The organism is Paucimonas lemoignei (assembly GCF_004342585.1).
Lineage (GTDB): Bacteria > Pseudomonadota > Gammaproteobacteria > Burkholderiales > Burkholderiaceae_D > Paucimonas > Paucimonas lemoignei.
On sequence record NZ_SLZQ01000004.1, the window covers coordinates 268,932 to 282,424 of the forward strand.

18 protein-coding genes are annotated in these 13,493 nt (G+C 60.8%); 17 read left to right on the top strand and 1 reads right to left on the bottom strand.

What is annotated here, in order from left to right; all coding sequences use genetic code 11:
* The first annotated feature begins 6 nt into the window (after nucleotides 1-6).
* The 13 genes from EDC30_RS08620 to EDC30_RS08675 all read left to right on the top strand — a co-directional run bounded on the left by EDC30_RS08620 (nucleotide 7) and on the right by EDC30_RS08675 (nucleotide 9,879).
* A complete protein-coding gene (locus EDC30_RS08620) occupies nucleotides 7-240 on the top strand; it encodes a DUF6148 family protein (RefSeq protein ID WP_132258414.1) in 234 nt (77 codons plus the stop codon).
* Entirely contained in the window at nucleotides 240-1,823 is a 1,584-nt protein-coding gene (locus EDC30_RS08625) for a phage portal protein (protein ID WP_132258415.1), read from the top strand. Before EDC30_RS08620 ends, EDC30_RS08625 begins: the two co-directional genes overlap by 1 nt.
* Nucleotides 1,824-1,850: 27 nt before the next feature.
* Nucleotides 1,851-3,182, top strand: coding sequence for a signal peptide peptidase SppA (gene sppA, locus EDC30_RS08630; protein WP_132258416.1), 1,332 nt, complete (start codon nucleotides 1,851-1,853; stop codon nucleotides 3,180-3,182).
* A gap of 37 nt (nucleotides 3,183-3,219) precedes the next feature.
* The gene (locus EDC30_RS08635; protein ID WP_132258417.1) at nucleotides 3,220-3,594 is read left to right on the top strand and encodes a capsid cement protein; all 375 of its coding nucleotides are present in this window, start codon (nucleotides 3,220-3,222) and stop codon (nucleotides 3,592-3,594) included.
* Nucleotides 3,595-3,648: 54 nt separating this feature from the next.
* Entirely contained in the window at nucleotides 3,649-4,581 is a 933-nt protein-coding gene (locus tag EDC30_RS08640) for a phage capsid protein (protein ID WP_132258418.1), read from the top strand.
* Nucleotides 4,582-4,649: 68 nt separating this feature from the next.
* Nucleotides 4,650-4,820: a hypothetical protein gene (locus tag EDC30_RS19465; RefSeq protein ID WP_165973772.1), complete on the top strand. Its 171-nt coding sequence runs from the start codon at nucleotides 4,650-4,652 to the stop codon at nucleotides 4,818-4,820.
* Between the two features lie 11 nt (nucleotides 4,821-4,831).
* Nucleotides 4,832-5,137, top strand: coding sequence for a head-tail joining protein (locus tag EDC30_RS08645; RefSeq protein WP_132258419.1), 306 nt, complete (start codon nucleotides 4,832-4,834; stop codon nucleotides 5,135-5,137).
* Complete coding sequence (locus tag EDC30_RS08650) at nucleotides 5,134-5,709, top strand: hypothetical protein (RefSeq protein ID WP_132258420.1); 576 nt, start codon at nucleotides 5,134-5,136, stop codon at nucleotides 5,707-5,709. Before EDC30_RS08645 ends, EDC30_RS08650 begins: the two co-directional genes overlap by 4 nt.
* 19 nt (nucleotides 5,710-5,728) lie before the next feature.
* Nucleotides 5,729-5,917 carry a DUF2635 domain-containing protein gene (locus EDC30_RS08655; RefSeq protein WP_132258421.1) on the top strand — a complete coding sequence of 63 codons (189 nt, stop codon included), beginning with the start codon at nucleotides 5,729-5,731 and terminating at the stop codon, nucleotides 5,915-5,917.
* Nucleotides 5,917-7,395, top strand: a complete 1,479-nt coding sequence (locus EDC30_RS08660) for a phage tail sheath C-terminal domain-containing protein (RefSeq protein WP_243656699.1) — start codon at nucleotides 5,917-5,919, stop codon at nucleotides 7,393-7,395. The genes EDC30_RS08655 and EDC30_RS08660 overlap by 1 nt, the downstream gene beginning before the upstream one ends.
* Nucleotides 7,396-7,448: 53 nt before the next feature.
* A complete protein-coding gene (locus EDC30_RS08665) occupies nucleotides 7,449-7,808 on the top strand; it encodes a phage tail tube protein (protein WP_132258423.1) in 360 nt (119 codons plus the stop codon).
* Nucleotides 7,809-8,132 (top strand): phage tail assembly protein, encoded by a 324-nt coding sequence (locus EDC30_RS08670; RefSeq protein WP_132258424.1) that lies wholly within the window; start codon nucleotides 7,809-7,811, stop codon nucleotides 8,130-8,132. It abuts the gene before it with no gap.
* A 139-nt stretch (nucleotides 8,133-8,271) separates the two neighbouring features.
* Nucleotides 8,272-9,879: a phage tail tape measure protein gene (locus EDC30_RS08675; protein ID WP_132258425.1), complete on the top strand. Its 1,608-nt coding sequence runs from the start codon at nucleotides 8,272-8,274 to the stop codon at nucleotides 9,877-9,879.
* Here the strand turns inward: EDC30_RS08675 and EDC30_RS08680 are convergent.
* Entirely contained in the window at nucleotides 9,876-10,127 is a 252-nt protein-coding gene (locus EDC30_RS08680; protein ID WP_132258426.1) for a hypothetical protein, read from the bottom strand. The two genes, EDC30_RS08675 and EDC30_RS08680, sit on opposite strands and share 4 nt — an antisense overlap.
* Before the next feature lie 12 nt (nucleotides 10,128-10,139).
* Here EDC30_RS08680 and EDC30_RS08685 point away from each other — a divergent pair, with 12 nt between their 5' ends.
* The 4 genes from EDC30_RS08685 to EDC30_RS08700 are packed head-to-tail and all read left to right on the top strand — an operon-like array spanning nucleotide 10,140 to nucleotide 13,493.
* Nucleotides 10,140-11,285, top strand: coding sequence for a DNA circularization protein (locus EDC30_RS08685; protein WP_132258427.1), 1,146 nt, complete (start codon nucleotides 10,140-10,142; stop codon nucleotides 11,283-11,285).
* A complete protein-coding gene (locus EDC30_RS08690) occupies nucleotides 11,282-12,469 on the top strand; it encodes a phage baseplate assembly protein (RefSeq protein WP_132258428.1) in 1,188 nt (395 codons plus the stop codon). The genes EDC30_RS08685 and EDC30_RS08690 overlap by 4 nt, the downstream gene beginning before the upstream one ends.
* A complete protein-coding gene (locus EDC30_RS08695; protein ID WP_132258429.1) occupies nucleotides 12,469-13,035 on the top strand; it encodes a phage baseplate assembly protein V in 567 nt (188 codons plus the stop codon). The genes EDC30_RS08690 and EDC30_RS08695 overlap by 1 nt, the downstream gene beginning before the upstream one ends.
* Nucleotides 13,035-13,493, top strand: a complete 459-nt coding sequence (locus EDC30_RS08700; RefSeq protein WP_132258430.1) for a phage GP46 family protein — start codon at nucleotides 13,035-13,037, stop codon at nucleotides 13,491-13,493. The genes EDC30_RS08695 and EDC30_RS08700 overlap by 1 nt, the downstream gene beginning before the upstream one ends.

Sequence of the window (13,493 nt, forward strand, 5' to 3'; positions counted from 1 at the left end):
AACATCATGGCAGGAATCACGCTTCAGCAGGCGCAGGCACAACTCGACGCATGGATGGCGGCAAGCACAGCGGTGGCAACGGGTCAGGAGTACTCGATCGGCACCCGCAAGCTGCGCCGGGCTGATGCCGCAGAAATTCGCCAGCAGATCATTTTCTGGCAAAGGCAGGTTGCGCAACTTGGAGCAACGTCGAGAGGTGGCCCGCGCGGCATGCGGGTCAGTTATGGAGTACCGCGCTGATGGCACAGAAAATCAAAGTCAATGTCATGCCGAACATCGTCGACAAGGTCGTCACGTACTTCGACCCGGTGAAGGGGCGGCAGCGCCTCCAGGCGCGGGCGCAGATGGCGCTGACGGGCTCCTACATCGGTGCCGACAAATCGCGTCGCAGCTTCCGGAACTGGTTCACGTCCGGCAACAGCGCCGATGATGACCTGCTTCCGGACCTGCCGACGCTGCGAGAGCATTCGCGCGACCTGATGCGCAATGCGCCGCTGGCTGCCGGCGCCGTCAACACGGTCGTCACGAACGTGGTCGGTACCGGCCTTGCGATGCAGGCGCGCATCGACAATCAGTTCCTCGGGCTGACAGATGAGGAAGCGAACCAGTGGCAGAAAAACACTGAGCGCGAGTATCGCCTGTGGTGCGAGAACCGGTTCGAATGCGACGCCACGTCGACGCAGAACTTCTACGGCATGCAGGATCTGGTGTTCCGCTCGGCGCTAGTCAACGGCGACGTGGTGGCGGTCTTGCCGTCACGGCAGCTGCCAGGCTGTGCATACGGTCTCAAGGTTCAGGCAGTCGAAGGTGATCGGCTGGCAACGCCGCCCGACCTGATCACCAGCCCGAACATTTTCGGCGGCGTCGAGGTTGATGACTTCGGTGCGACGGTTGCGCTGCATATCGCGGACCGCCACCCGAATGCGCTCGCCCGGGTGCGAGGCAAGGTCAACTTCACCCGGATCGTGGTGCGTGGCGAAAAGAGTGGACGTGTCAATGCAATCCATCTGTTCCGCCGCACGCGGCCGGACCAGCGCCGCGGCGAACCGTATCTGGCAGCGGTGATCGAGCCGCTCAAGCAGCTGGACCGGTACACCGAGGCCGAAATCATGGCCGCCGTCATTTCCGGCATGTTCACGGTCTTCGTCGAGCATGCTGCCGATGAGGGGGCGCCGGCGCCGATCGATGGTGGCAGCGCGCCAGGCAGCGAGCCGGAAATCCAGCTTGCGTCCGGCGCGATCGTGGACCTCGAGCACGGCGCCAAGGCAAGCATCGCCAACCCGGGCAGGCCGAACGTGGCGTTCGATCCGTTTGTGATGGCGGTGCTGCGGCAGATCGGCGTTGCACTCGAGCTGCCGTTCGAAGTGCTGATCAAGCACTACACCGCAAGCTACAGCGCCGCGCGTGCCGCCATGCTCGAGGCGTGGAAGTTCTTCAAGATCCGCCGCATGTGGCTCGCTGACAATTTCTGCCAGCCGGTCTATGAAACATGGCTGGCAGAGGCGGTTGCCACTGGTCGCATCGCTGCCCCGGGATTCTTCGCGGATCCGGCGGTGCGCAAGGCATGGTGTGGCGCCGTCTGGCTGGGCGATGGACCGGGAAGTATCGACCCGCTGAAGGAAGCGAATGCAGTCGAAAAACGGATCGATATCGGCTTAACTACGCTGGCCGAAGAGGTTGCCGCATTCGATGGCGGCGACTGGGAGACGAAGCACTCGCAACGCACAAGGGAACATCGGATGCGCCGCGAGGCCGGGTTGCTGAAATTGCCGTCCGGGATTGCCGCACCTCCTGATCCACCATCTGACAACACTGACCAATAGCCCGCTCACGCGGGCTTTTTTACGACCATGAAACTACTCGACGTTCTGACAAGCCCGTGGGCGATCCAGCCCGACAAGCTCCGCGAAATCGGTGAAATCTATGCCACGCATCTGCGCGGCGAAAAGATCGATATCGGCGCCGTGGAGGCCCGTATCGGCCGCCCGCTGGCAAACGAGCCGCAAAACTACGACATCATCGACGGCGTGGCGATCGTCCCGCTGTTCGGTGTAATCGCCAAGCGCATGAACCTGTTCTCGCAGATTTCCGGCGGTGCCAGCGCCGAGCTGGCGATCCGTGACCTGCGCGCGGCTGCGGCAGATCCGAACGTCAAGGCGATTATCCTGCACATCGACTCGCCAGGCGGAACGGTGGACGGCACCCAGCAGCTGGCTGCGGTGGTGCGTCAGGTTGCGCAGGAAAAGCCGGTATCCGCCCTTGCCGACGGCACGATGGCCTCGGCAGCGTACTGGATCGGATCGGCTGCGCAAAGCGTCTACATCACCGACAAGACCACTCAGGTCGGGTCGATCGGTGTGGTGGCCACGCACGTCGATGTCAGCGGGTCGGAGCAGCAGCGCGGCATCAAGACCACTGAAATTTTCGCCGGCAAGTACAAGCGCATTTCGAGCCAGTACGGGCCGCTCACGGAGTCCGGCAAGCAAGTCATGCAGGACCACGTGGATTACCTCTATCAGCTCTTTGTCGAATCCGTCGCAGATCACCGCGGCGTGAGCGTCGACAAGGTGCTGTCCGACATGGCCGACGGCCGTGTCTTTATCGGTCAGCAGGCGATCGATGCTGGACTGGTGGACGGTGTTTCCTCCATGTCCGAACTGATCGCCCAGATGGCCAATGCAACAGTGCCAGCCGGTGTGCAGGCGAAACCAACCACCCCACAAAAAGGAAAGCGAATGGATCTCGCAACTTTGAAGAAAGAGCATCCCGATCTCGCGCAAGCGTTGATCGAAGAAGGCTTCGCCGCCGGCAAATCGGAAGGCGAGCAAATTGGCGCAACGAACGAGCGTGCACGCATTCTCGGCATCGAGGCGCATGGCATGCCCGGGCATGAGGCGTTGATTGCAACGCTGAAGGCTGACGGCAAGACCAACCCCGACCAGGCAGCAGCCCAAGTGCTCGCCGCTGAAAAGGGCAAGCTGAAAACGGCCGCTGCCGATCTGGCCTCGGACGCGCCGGCGCCGGTCCCTGCTGCAGCAGAACCTGCAGGCGCTGCCAAGCCTAAGGCGAATGACATTGCCACCCGCGCAAGTGCCATCGTCGCCGAGGAAAAGGCAGCTGGACGCGATATCAGTTACGCCGCAGCAGCTGCCCGGGCGTCGCGCGAACTCGCCGCCCAGTAATCCCGATTAACTGTTCATTACACAAGGACAAAACATCATGCGAATCGCAGGACTCATCGTTAACTACTTGGCCGAAACCGCTCTGGCCAAGAACCGCATCGTCTGCTTCGGCGCCACTGACGGCTCCGTCAAGCAGTCCGCCGCAGCAACCGACTTCCACATCGGTGTGACCGAAGGCTTTGCCTATGCCATCGGTGACCGTCCGGACATCGTGCGCACTGGCTTGGCCGACGTCGAATACGGCGGCGTTGTTACCCGTGGCCAGCCGCTGACTTCCGATGCGCAGGGCCGCGCTGTTGCAGCTGCCCCGGCCGCCGGCGCCAACAACCGAATCATCGGCTATGCCGAAGTGTCTGGTGTTGCTGGCGACATCGGTAGCGTCTTCCTCGGTGCGGAACAGATTCAGGGTTAATCCCGGCTCTGACCCAGTAACCGACTCACATACCCAATTTTTCAGGAGCCAAACATGAGTGCAGCAGCACCGTTTCCCATCAATGCAGCAGTAATCCAGGCGATCGTCATCGCTTATCGCAACGCCAAGATGATCGCCGACGGCGTCATGCCGCGTGTTCAGGTCGGCACGCAGGACTTCAAGTATCTGCGTCAGAACATGGCGGACCAGTTCACCGTGCAAGAAACTCGCGTCGGACGTAAGAGCGCGCCGAACCAGGTGGAAACCGTCGGTGATCTGGTGCCGGCGACCGTGTTCGAATACGGTCTGGACGAGATCGTTCCTGTCAACGACATCAAGAACGCGGCACCGGGTGTTGACCCGGTTGCGAACGCTGCCGAATTCGTCATGAAGCTGGTGACGCTCGACCGCGAAGTCCGCGTGGCCAACACCGTGTTCAACCCGGCAAACCACGTCAACAAAACGACACTGGCAGGTAACGCGCAATGGTCTGATTACGTTAATTCTGATCCGGTTACCGCGATCCTGACCAATCTCGACACTCCGGTGATCCGCCCGAATGTGATGGCGATCGGCCGTGCCGCATGGACCAAGCTGATTCTGCATCCGAAAGTCATTGACTACGTCAACGGCAAGGGCGGCACCAGCGGTGGCGTCACCCGTCAGCAGTTGGCCGATGCCCTCGAGTTGGAAGAGATTCTGGTCGGCGAGGCATTCGTCAACACCGCCAAGAAGGGCCAGGCAGCGTCCTATCAGCGCGCATGGGGCAAACACTGCGCACTGATTTACCGTGAGCAGCCGACGGATGTATCCCGCGCGACCACTTGGGGCTTCACTGCCGAGTGGGGTGATCGCGTTGCCGACACGCAGTACGGCAAGGATTTCGGTGGCCTCGAAGGTGGCTACAAGACCCGCGCCGGCGAACGCGTCAACGAAGTCGTCAGCGCACCGGACCTGTCCTACTTCTTCCAGAACGCGATCGCCTGATCGTAGCCCGGCAGATATCCCATCAATGAGCCCGTCTCCGGACGGGCTCTTTTCTTTGCGAGGAATACATGAAATTCAATGTCAACTGGAATCTCGACATGGGCGACAAGCAGCACAAGGCTGGCGACGTGATCGATCTGAAGGAAAAGGAAGCCGAGCCGCTGGTCGCATCCGGTGTGCTGACCCCGGTCGGTAAGGCTGCCGAAGGCGCAGAAGGCGGTACCGGCTCAACCCAATAAGCGAGAAACCAATGTTTGCCGAGGACATGTCGGTATTTTTCAACCCCGCAGAACATGCGCATGAAGCCACCAGGCAGATGCCTGATGGTTCGACCCAGTCAGCGGCGGTAATTTTCGACCGACCAGATTCGCTCTTCGTGGGCGATATGGTGCAGGGACCAAATGTGGAAATCCTGTATCCGGTTGGATCGCTCGAGGGGCTTGATCACGGCGATACGCTGACGATCGATTCCCTTTTCTGGAAAGTTACCTCGCTGCCTGAGCGGACTGAAGACGGCCGGCTCATGAAGGCGCAACTCAAAGAGGTGAATGCATGAGCGCACAACGCAAACTGATCCGTCACGCGGTGCGGGATGCGCTGAATGCCGTGCCTTTGCTGGCTGGGCGTGTCAAGGCATCGCGCGTCTATCCGGTCGCTGCAAAGAATTGCCCGGTCGTTCTGGTTTATACCGAGCGCGACCCGGCAACGAAGAGCAACGACTTCATGCAGAAGCGCGACCTGCAGTTGAAGATCATCGTCATTGTCCAGGCGGACGCCGATGCTGACGACGCGCTTGATGATCTGTGCGAGGCAATCGAAGTGCAGTTAGAAGCGCACATGGACGGCATGATTATGCCGTCCAGTCAGCTGGCGGATTTGGTCGACAGCGCGCAATACATCGACACCGTTCTGACCTATCAGGGTGAGGACGGGCGCGCTGACTTCGTCCATGCGGAAATGCAGTACACGATTTCGTATTACCACGAACCGGCTTATGAGTTTGACGAGCTGGGCAAGGTAAGTGTCGTGATCGATATGGCAAATCCCCGCAATGACCCGCCCGAGCCGCACACACCAGACGGACAGGTTGATGCTCGCGCAGACATCGTTTTCCCCGTCGACCCATAACACCAGTTAGGAACCCTTTATGAAAATCATCACAATTCAGCCGGTCGAAGGCCGGCTGGTTCGCGATCCCGGTACCGGGCGCGAAATCCAAGGCCCGACACAGGTCGACGGCGACGACGGATTCTGGATCCGTCGCGTAGCCGACGGCGACGTGGCGGTTGTTGACGAACCTGTCGAGTCGCAGGCTGCGAAGAAGGGATCGAAATAATGAGCATCAGCTTCAATCAAATTCCGGTCAACCTTCTGACGCCGGGCCAGTACGTCGAATTCGACAATTCGAAAGCGAACAAAGGGCTGGTCGTGATGCCGAACCGCATCCTGATCCTCGCCCAGATGCTTGCTGCCGGTAGCGCGGCGGCAAATGTGCCGTTCATCGCCACGCGTCTGGCTGACGTCCAGGCTTCCTGTGGCCGTGGCTCGCACGCTGCGCTGATGTTCGAAGCGTCGCAGGGCGTGACCGACACTGTCGAAACTACCATCATCCCGCTGGCCGATAACGGTGCTGGCGTCGCGGCAACCGGTTCGCTGGCCATTACCGGTGCGCCGACGCAGGCTGGCCTGATCAATGCTTATATCGCCGGTGTGCTGGTCCAGGCGGCTGTTGCGGTAACCGACACCCCGACTACGATTGCGGCGGCGCTGGCGGCGGCGATCAATGCCAACCCGGACCTGCCGGTCACTGCGGCAGCTGCGGTCGGTACCGTCACGCTGACGGCTCGCAACAAGGGCACGCTCGGCAACGATATCGACCTGCGGCTGAATTACTACCCGCAGTCGCAGGCGACGCCGGCTGGCATCAATGTAGCCATCACGGCGATGGCCAATGGCGCCGGCGACCCGTCGATCGCCACCGCGCTCGCGAATCTGGGTGAAACGCAGTACAACACCATCCTGATCGGCCTAAATGACGGCGCCACGCTGCAGCTGCTCGAAACTGAGCTGACGTCGCGCTGGGGGCCGCTCAAGCAGAACGATGGCCGTGCGCACACTGCTGTTCGCGGCACCGTCGGTACGCTGAACACGTGGGCCAACTCCCGCAACAGCGAGCACGTGATTTCGTGGTCGGTCGAGCAAGGTGGTTCGCCCATGCCGACATGGAAGCATGCGGCCGTGTGGGGCACGATCTGCGCGTTCTACCTCGGCGGCATCGACCCGGCACGTCCGGTGCAGACCTTGGTCGGTCCGGGCCTGCTGCCGGCGACGCAGGAAAAGCGGTTCACCCGGGCAGAGCGCAACAACCTGCTCAGTTACGGTCTGGCGACCTACATCGCCGATGCGGGCGGCAATCTGATGGTGGAGCGTGCAGTCACGACCTACACCCAGAACGCCGGCGGTTTCGTCGACCCCAGCTATCGCGACGCCGAAACGATGTACACGCTGTCGTACCTGCGTTACAGCGTCCGGGCCCGCATCGCGCAGAAATTCCCGCGCTACAAGCTGGCGAACGACGGCACCAACTTCGCCCCGGGGCAGGCGATCGTCACGCCGCGCACTATCCGCGGCGAACTGATCGCACTGTTCCGCGACTGGGAGGAAGTCGGTCTGGTCGAGAGCTTCGACCAGTTCAAGGCTGACCTGATCGTCGAGCGCAGCTCCACTGACGTCAATCGCGTCGATGTGTTGCTGCCGCCTGACCTGATCAACCAGTTCCGCGTCTTCGCGGCGAAGCTGGAATTCCGGCTGTAATCAACCCTGCGGGCCGGCTTTAGCGCTGGCCCGTTCTTCACAAGGAAAGCACCATGGCAGACAAGAAATTCACCGGCACGGCGTATATCAGCCTGAACGGCCGCCGCGTCGGTACCGTGCCCGGCAGCGGCAAACTCAGCCCGGGCGGCGTAGTGCGCACCCCGATGGCAATCGATGGCGGTGTGACCGGCTACACCGAAAAGCCGCAGCACGCGGAAATCGAATGCGAAATCGCAATGAGCGGCGATGTCGACATCATGGAAATCAACAACGCAACCGACATGACCATCATGTTCGAGACCGATAGCGGCCAGGCATACGTCGTGCGCAATGCGGCAGTGACTGAACCCCTGAAGCACGAAGCCGAGAAGACTCCTGCCAAGTTCTTCGGATCGAAAGCGGAGCCCGTCTAAATGGAAACGACAGCTAACAATGCAGCGAACGTCGTTCGCCAGCAGACCGGTGAAGTCATTCCATTCCGGCTTGCTTACCCGATCAAGCTCAAGGATGGCACTACGCTCGAGGTGCTGAACTTGCGTCGTCCGGTAGGTCGTGAAATGAGGAACATCGAAGTCACTGGCCGCAAGCCTTTCGACCTCACGCTTCAGGTTGTGCAGGCAACCTGTGGCCTCACTCATGATGAAGCGGACCTTCTGGATGGCGGTGATGTGAACGAAATCATGGAGGTCGTTCTGCCTTTTTTGGAAACTGGCCGTGGCGGGAAGCAGTCAAGCTGATCGCTTGGGCTTTCCGCTGGACTCCTGATGTGATCTGGAATCTCGACACGGCGGATCTGGACTTTTGGGCGGACATCGCCAAGGAAAAATACGAGGCGATGAAGAAGGCATCATCGTCCTCCTGAAACAAGGATTCAACATGACAAACCGTGCCGAAATCGTCATCACCGCACTGGATAAAGCCAGTGCGGTGATCAACCGGATTGCTGATCGCATGGATGCGCTCGGCAACAAAAGCAATATCGGGAAAGCGTGGGAGCGGCTGGGAGAGACCGCTGGCATGGAAAAGGTAAGCGGCGCGCTGTCCAAGATCGGCGGCAACCTGCAGGCCATCGCCGGATACGGCACCGTGGCGGCCGGCGCGATCGCCGGCGTCTTTTCGACAGCGGTCAATGCCGTCGACGACTTTGGCGACTCGATGGCCAATGCCGGCATCAAGGGCAAGCAGCTGGTGGAAATCAGCGCGCTGCGGGATTACCTCGGGCAGTTCGGCGTATCGGCAGAAGATTCGTCTGCCGCCATGCTGAAGCTGACCGGCAATATCAGCTCGGCCGTTGCTGGCAACAAGGAAGCACAGGCGGCGTTCGCAGCAACCGGCATTTCGATGGATGATCTGAAGAAGAAGACGCCCACCGATGTGCTGATGAAAATGATGGACGTTTTCAGCCAGAGCGACAAGTCGGGCGCCAAGCTGAAAGTGCTCCAGGCGCTCGCCGGTAAGAGTTCGGTCAAGATGGCCGAGGGCTTGAGTCAGGGCGTGGAGAAATTCGAGGAATACAAGCGGCAGGCCAAGGCGGCGCTGCTGACCGAGAAGGACTTCGAGGATGCTGGCAACGCTGCCGACAGCATGACCCGCATCACCGGGCTGATCGGACGTGCTGCACAGAAGATGGCGGCGGTCGCTGCGCCGAAGCTGCAGGCGTTCCTCGACAAGCGCGAGGCCGGGCTGCTCGAGCTGATCCCGAAGCTGGTCGACTGGATGGATCGATTCGTCAATTCCTTCGACGAAAAAAAGGTGATGGAGTTTTTTGACAACGTCGGCAGCGTGGTGTCTGGTGTCGCGTCAGTTTTCAAGTGGTTTAACGACAATACCAGTACCACCACCAAGGTAGTAGCGGTGCTGGGCGTGGTGTTTGCGCCAACGATCGCGGCGCTGTTCTCGATCGGCTCCGTCGCACTGCCGCTGGTAATCGCAGGCATGAAGGCGCTGGGTGCCGCGGCACTGGCGAACCCGTTTGTTCTCGTCATTGCAGCGATCGCCGCCGGCGTCTATCTGATCTACAAAAACTGGGGCAGCATCGTCGAGTACTTCAGCGGCGTATGGAGCAGGATCAAGGCCGTCTTCGAGGTGAATTTCTTCGATGGACTGATCCAGCTCTATCTAGAGTCGTGGCAGGCACTGGGCAACGGCATCATCGGCATCATCAAAAGCATTCCGCTGATCCGGGATCTGGACATCGTCAAGAACATGTCGCAGCTCGATTTCGCCTCCAAGCGAGCCGAAGAGATCGCCGGCAAAAAGTCGGCGGGCGCCGCCGGCTCTTCACCGGCTTCCAGCGCGCCCGAGCAGTTTGGACGTGGCCAGACGGCTGCACAGCTGCTCGCTGGCGGCGGGAAAACCGAAGTCGGCGGTCGTATCAAGATTGAACTGACAGGGGCGCCGGCCAAAGTGACGCAGCTGTCCAGCAACAACAGCGCGGTGCCGATCGATGTCAGCGCCGGGCTGTACGGGGTGGGCGGGGCCTAATCGGTTTTTTCGAGTTCACGGTCGGCCATCTTGCGAACGCCCAGCACGATGCCGGCCGTGAGAATCAGCCAGATGACCCATGCCTCGGCGCTCCACTGGCGGATTGTGTTCGGGAATTCAGTCGACAAAAACCACACCAGGCCGCCGGCAATAACCGGGCCGAGGGCGTCGCCGCTCTTGATCAATTGGGCTCGGTCTGATGCCCGGGCCATTGCTTTTTGCATTTTCAACTGTTCTTCTTTTTCCATGTGGTCCTCCCTATGACTTGGCGTGATCAATTACAGCCCGCGTCGTTTCGCGGCGTCCCGTTCGAGGTGATGTCGACCAGCCTGACAGCCGGCCGCCGCCTCGCGCGGCATGAGTACCCGCAGCGCGATGTCCCGTATCTGGAAGACATGGGGCGCCGCGCCCGCGAATACAAGGTGGAAGCATACATCATCGGACCGGAATACATGTCCGGCCGCGACCAGCTGCTGGCAGCGATCGAAGAAGAAGGCGCTGGCCAGCTGGTGCACCGCTATCACGGTACCAGGCTGGTGACGGTGACCGAGTGCGAGCTGACCGAGTCGACCGAGTTCGGCGGCATGGCTAAGTTCACCCTGAATTTCGTCGAGGCTGGCGAGCAGGCCCAGCCGTCTGTCGGCATTGATTCCGCTGCCGAGCTGGTACAGGTGCAGGACGTTGCCTACGATGCCATCGCCGAAGACTTCAAGCAGCAATTCTCGATCGACGGCCTGCCCAGCTGGGGTGTTGGCGACATCCAGTCGTCAATTACCGATTTCTTGATGCTGGACGATTTCCGGCAAATTATCTCTGCTGCAAACGGTTTCAAGTCAAAGATCGGCGATCTGCTCGGCCTGCCAGGCTCGCTTGCATCCGAAATCATCAGTCTGGTGCGTTCTCTGGCGCGTGTAGTCGATATTCTGGACCAGCCCTATGTGCCGACGAGCCTCGGCGCCGGGAGCGTCCAGAATGCCTCTGTACGGGGTGTGGTGCAGCGGCAGCAGTCCGCAGTAACCACGCTGGTCAAACGCGCCGCACTGGTGCAGCAGGCGGGCTTGGTATCGAACGCCGAGCTATCGACGGGCAACGACGTGCAGTCCGCCCGGTCGGAAATCCTGCGAGCCTTTGACGAGCATGACTATGCAGTCGGTGCGCCGCGTCCATCGGCAGCTGTGGCGACGTCGCTCAAGGCCGTACGCACGGCGGCGCTGATCAATCTGTCCAGGCAGAGTGCAGCGCTGCCGCGAACCTATGCCCTGCAGCTGCTTGAGCCGCAGCCGGCGCTCGCCTTGTCGTATTCGCTCTATGGCGACTTGCGGGCCAGCGATATCGTCCGGCGCAATGCAGTCCGGCACCCAGGCTTCGTGCCAGCCGGTGTACCACTTCAACTCGCGGCGGAATGATGGAACAAAGAAACAAGCTCACGCTGCACGTCGGCGGGCGCATCTACGGCGGCTGGACCAGTGTGCTGGTCCGGCATGGCATTGAGCAGATCGCCGGCACATTCGACATCAGCCTGACCGAGCGCTGGCCAAACCAGCAAACCGAGTGGGCGATCCCGCCGGGCGAGTTTTGCGAGGTCAGGATCGGCGCGCACGTGGTCGTCAATGGCTACGTCGATTCGGTCAGCGTCACCTATGACGCAAACGATCACCGGATTCAGATCAAGGGCCGGGACCGAACCGGCGACTTGGTCGACTGCTCGGCGCCCAGCCAGGCATTTTCCGGGCTGACGTTCAAGCAAATTGCCGACAAGCTGTGCGCCCCCTTCAGCGTCAAGGTCTACGACGAAACCACCAGCGAGAAGAAGCTGACGGTCCAGCAGAAGAAGATTGGCAAGCAGGGGACGCCGCCGAAATCGAAGCGGGTCGAGGGCAGCCTGCCGAAGTGTGCTTGCCAGAACGGCGAGACGGTCTTCCGGACGCTGGAAAAGCTCGCGCGCAATGAGGGGCTGCTGCTGGTTTCCGATCATGAGGGCGGGCTGCTGCTGACGCGTGCCGGCCGTGCTGGCCGGGTGGAAGTGCCGCTCGAGTTCGGCAAAAACGTGCTGTCGGCAAATCTCGATGTCTCGCATGCAAACCTGTTTTCCGAGATCACGGTCAAGGGGCAGTCAAGTGCGCAGGACGTCGACGATGTCGGCAAATTCGAGTCGGTCATTTCCAGCAAGACGACCGTCAAGCGCGCCGGTGGCGACGTAAAGACCGGCAGCAGCCAGATTGCCCGGTACCGGCCGCTGATCGTGGTCTGCGAGTCGCAGGCTGACGCCGCGCGGATCCGGCAACGGGCGGAGTGGGAGGTCGGCAACCGGGAGGCCAAGTCCCGCAAGTACGTTGCTACGGTGCAGGGCTGGTACCCGGATCCAAAAAGCGATGATATCTGGCGCATCAACAGCATGGTCCGGGTGATTGATCGACTGAGCAGGATTGACGAAGAGTGGCTGATCGCCGCCGTCAATTTCAAGCTCGACGAAGGTGGTACGACGGCGGAAATCGAGCTGACCAGCCCGAAGGCGTTCGACCAGCTTCCCGAGATCCCGCAGCCGAAAAAAGGCGCTGCCGACACGACAGGAAAATTTGAGAGGGTCTGATGTTTGATGCAATCGACAAGCTGACGGCCGGTGCGCGTAACAAGGCGGCGCTGATGGTCGGCCGCTGCATCCTGAAGGCGATCGGCGATGGCAAGGCGGTGCAGCTGGTGCAAGCCCAGCTGCTGGCCGAAGAGATCCATGACGACGTCGAGCGGATTCAGGAATACGGCTTCACCAGCGTGCCGAAGCCAGGCGCTGAAGGAGTGATCGTTTTCGTTGGCGGCAACCGCGACCATGGACTGCTGATTGCCGTCGAGGACCGCCGTTTCCGGCTCAAGGCACTCGAGTCGGGCGAAGTGGCGATCTACGACGATCAGGGGCAGAAGGTTCACCTCACCCGAACGGGCATCGTGATCGACGGCGCCGGCAAGGATGTGACGATCGTCAATGCCCCGGTGGTGCATGTGCCGCAGGACTTGCAGGTCGGGCGCGACATCATTGCCGGGCGTGACATCAAGGATGCGGGCGGCACGAAATCCATGGCAGGCATGCGAGGGACTTATAACGCCCATACGCATAACGACCCACAGGGTGGCACCGTCAATACACCGAATCAGGGAATGTAATGGACATCGAAACTTTCTGGGATCCGGTCAATGCGCGCGGCGACTGGCGGCTTGCTTCCGGAGGCCTGCTGTCGGGCGCGCATGACCTCAAAACAGCTGCGTTGATTTCGCTTTTTACGTGGCGTCGGGCGCGTCCGGATGACGTGCTGCCGGATCCGTCCATGCGACGGAAAGGCTGCTGGATCGATGCGATTACCCGCCGCGAAATGGGCTCGCGCCTGTGGCTGCTGCAGCGGGAAAAGCAGACTCGCGTCGTGGTCCTGCGCGCGAAGGAATATGCCGAAGAGGCGCTCGCGTGGCTGGTTGAGGACGGGGTCTGCAGCAGCGTCGAGGTGGTCGCTGAAATCACGGCGCCGGGCGTGCTCGGCCTGCAGTGCATTTTCATGCGAGACAACAAGCCCACGATGAAATTCCAGTTTGATTTCGCGTGGTCAAACCTGCAATTAGTGAAGAGCTGA

Excerpts from the sequence above, each read along its gene's own strand:
- EDC30_RS08620 (WP_132258414.1), top strand. The coding sequence starts at position 7 with ATGGCAGGAATCACGCTTCAGCAGGCGCAGGCACAACTCGACGCATGG.
- EDC30_RS08625 (WP_132258415.1), top strand. The coding sequence starts at position 240 with ATGGCACAGAAAATCAAAGTCAATGTCATGCCGAACATCGTCGACAAG.
- sppA (WP_132258416.1), top strand. The coding sequence starts at position 1,851 with ATGAAACTACTCGACGTTCTGACAAGCCCGTGGGCGATCCAGCCCGAC.
- EDC30_RS08635 (WP_132258417.1), top strand. The coding sequence starts at position 3,220 with ATGCGAATCGCAGGACTCATCGTTAACTACTTGGCCGAAACCGCTCTG.
- EDC30_RS08640 (WP_132258418.1), top strand. The coding sequence starts at position 3,649 with ATGAGTGCAGCAGCACCGTTTCCCATCAATGCAGCAGTAATCCAGGCG.
- EDC30_RS19465 (WP_165973772.1), top strand. The coding sequence starts at position 4,650 with ATGAAATTCAATGTCAACTGGAATCTCGACATGGGCGACAAGCAGCAC.
- EDC30_RS08645 (WP_132258419.1), top strand. The coding sequence starts at position 4,832 with ATGTTTGCCGAGGACATGTCGGTATTTTTCAACCCCGCAGAACATGCG.
- EDC30_RS08650 (WP_132258420.1), top strand. The coding sequence starts at position 5,134 with ATGAGCGCACAACGCAAACTGATCCGTCACGCGGTGCGGGATGCGCTG.
- EDC30_RS08655 (WP_132258421.1), top strand. The coding sequence starts at position 5,729 with ATGAAAATCATCACAATTCAGCCGGTCGAAGGCCGGCTGGTTCGCGAT.
- EDC30_RS08660 (WP_243656699.1), top strand. The coding sequence starts at position 5,917 with ATGAGCATCAGCTTCAATCAAATTCCGGTCAACCTTCTGACGCCGGGC.
- EDC30_RS08665 (WP_132258423.1), top strand. The coding sequence starts at position 7,449 with ATGGCAGACAAGAAATTCACCGGCACGGCGTATATCAGCCTGAACGGC.
- EDC30_RS08670 (WP_132258424.1), top strand. The coding sequence starts at position 7,809 with ATGGAAACGACAGCTAACAATGCAGCGAACGTCGTTCGCCAGCAGACC.
- EDC30_RS08675 (WP_132258425.1), top strand. The coding sequence starts at position 8,272 with ATGACAAACCGTGCCGAAATCGTCATCACCGCACTGGATAAAGCCAGT.
- EDC30_RS08680 (WP_132258426.1), bottom strand. The coding sequence starts at position 10,127 with ATGGAAAAAGAAGAACAGTTGAAAATGCAAAAAGCAATGGCCCGGGCA.
- EDC30_RS08685 (WP_132258427.1), top strand. The coding sequence starts at position 10,140 with ATGACTTGGCGTGATCAATTACAGCCCGCGTCGTTTCGCGGCGTCCCG.
- EDC30_RS08690 (WP_132258428.1), top strand. The coding sequence starts at position 11,282 with ATGATGGAACAAAGAAACAAGCTCACGCTGCACGTCGGCGGGCGCATC.
- EDC30_RS08695 (WP_132258429.1), top strand. The coding sequence starts at position 12,469 with ATGTTTGATGCAATCGACAAGCTGACGGCCGGTGCGCGTAACAAGGCG.
- EDC30_RS08700 (WP_132258430.1), top strand. The coding sequence starts at position 13,035 with ATGGACATCGAAACTTTCTGGGATCCGGTCAATGCGCGCGGCGACTGG.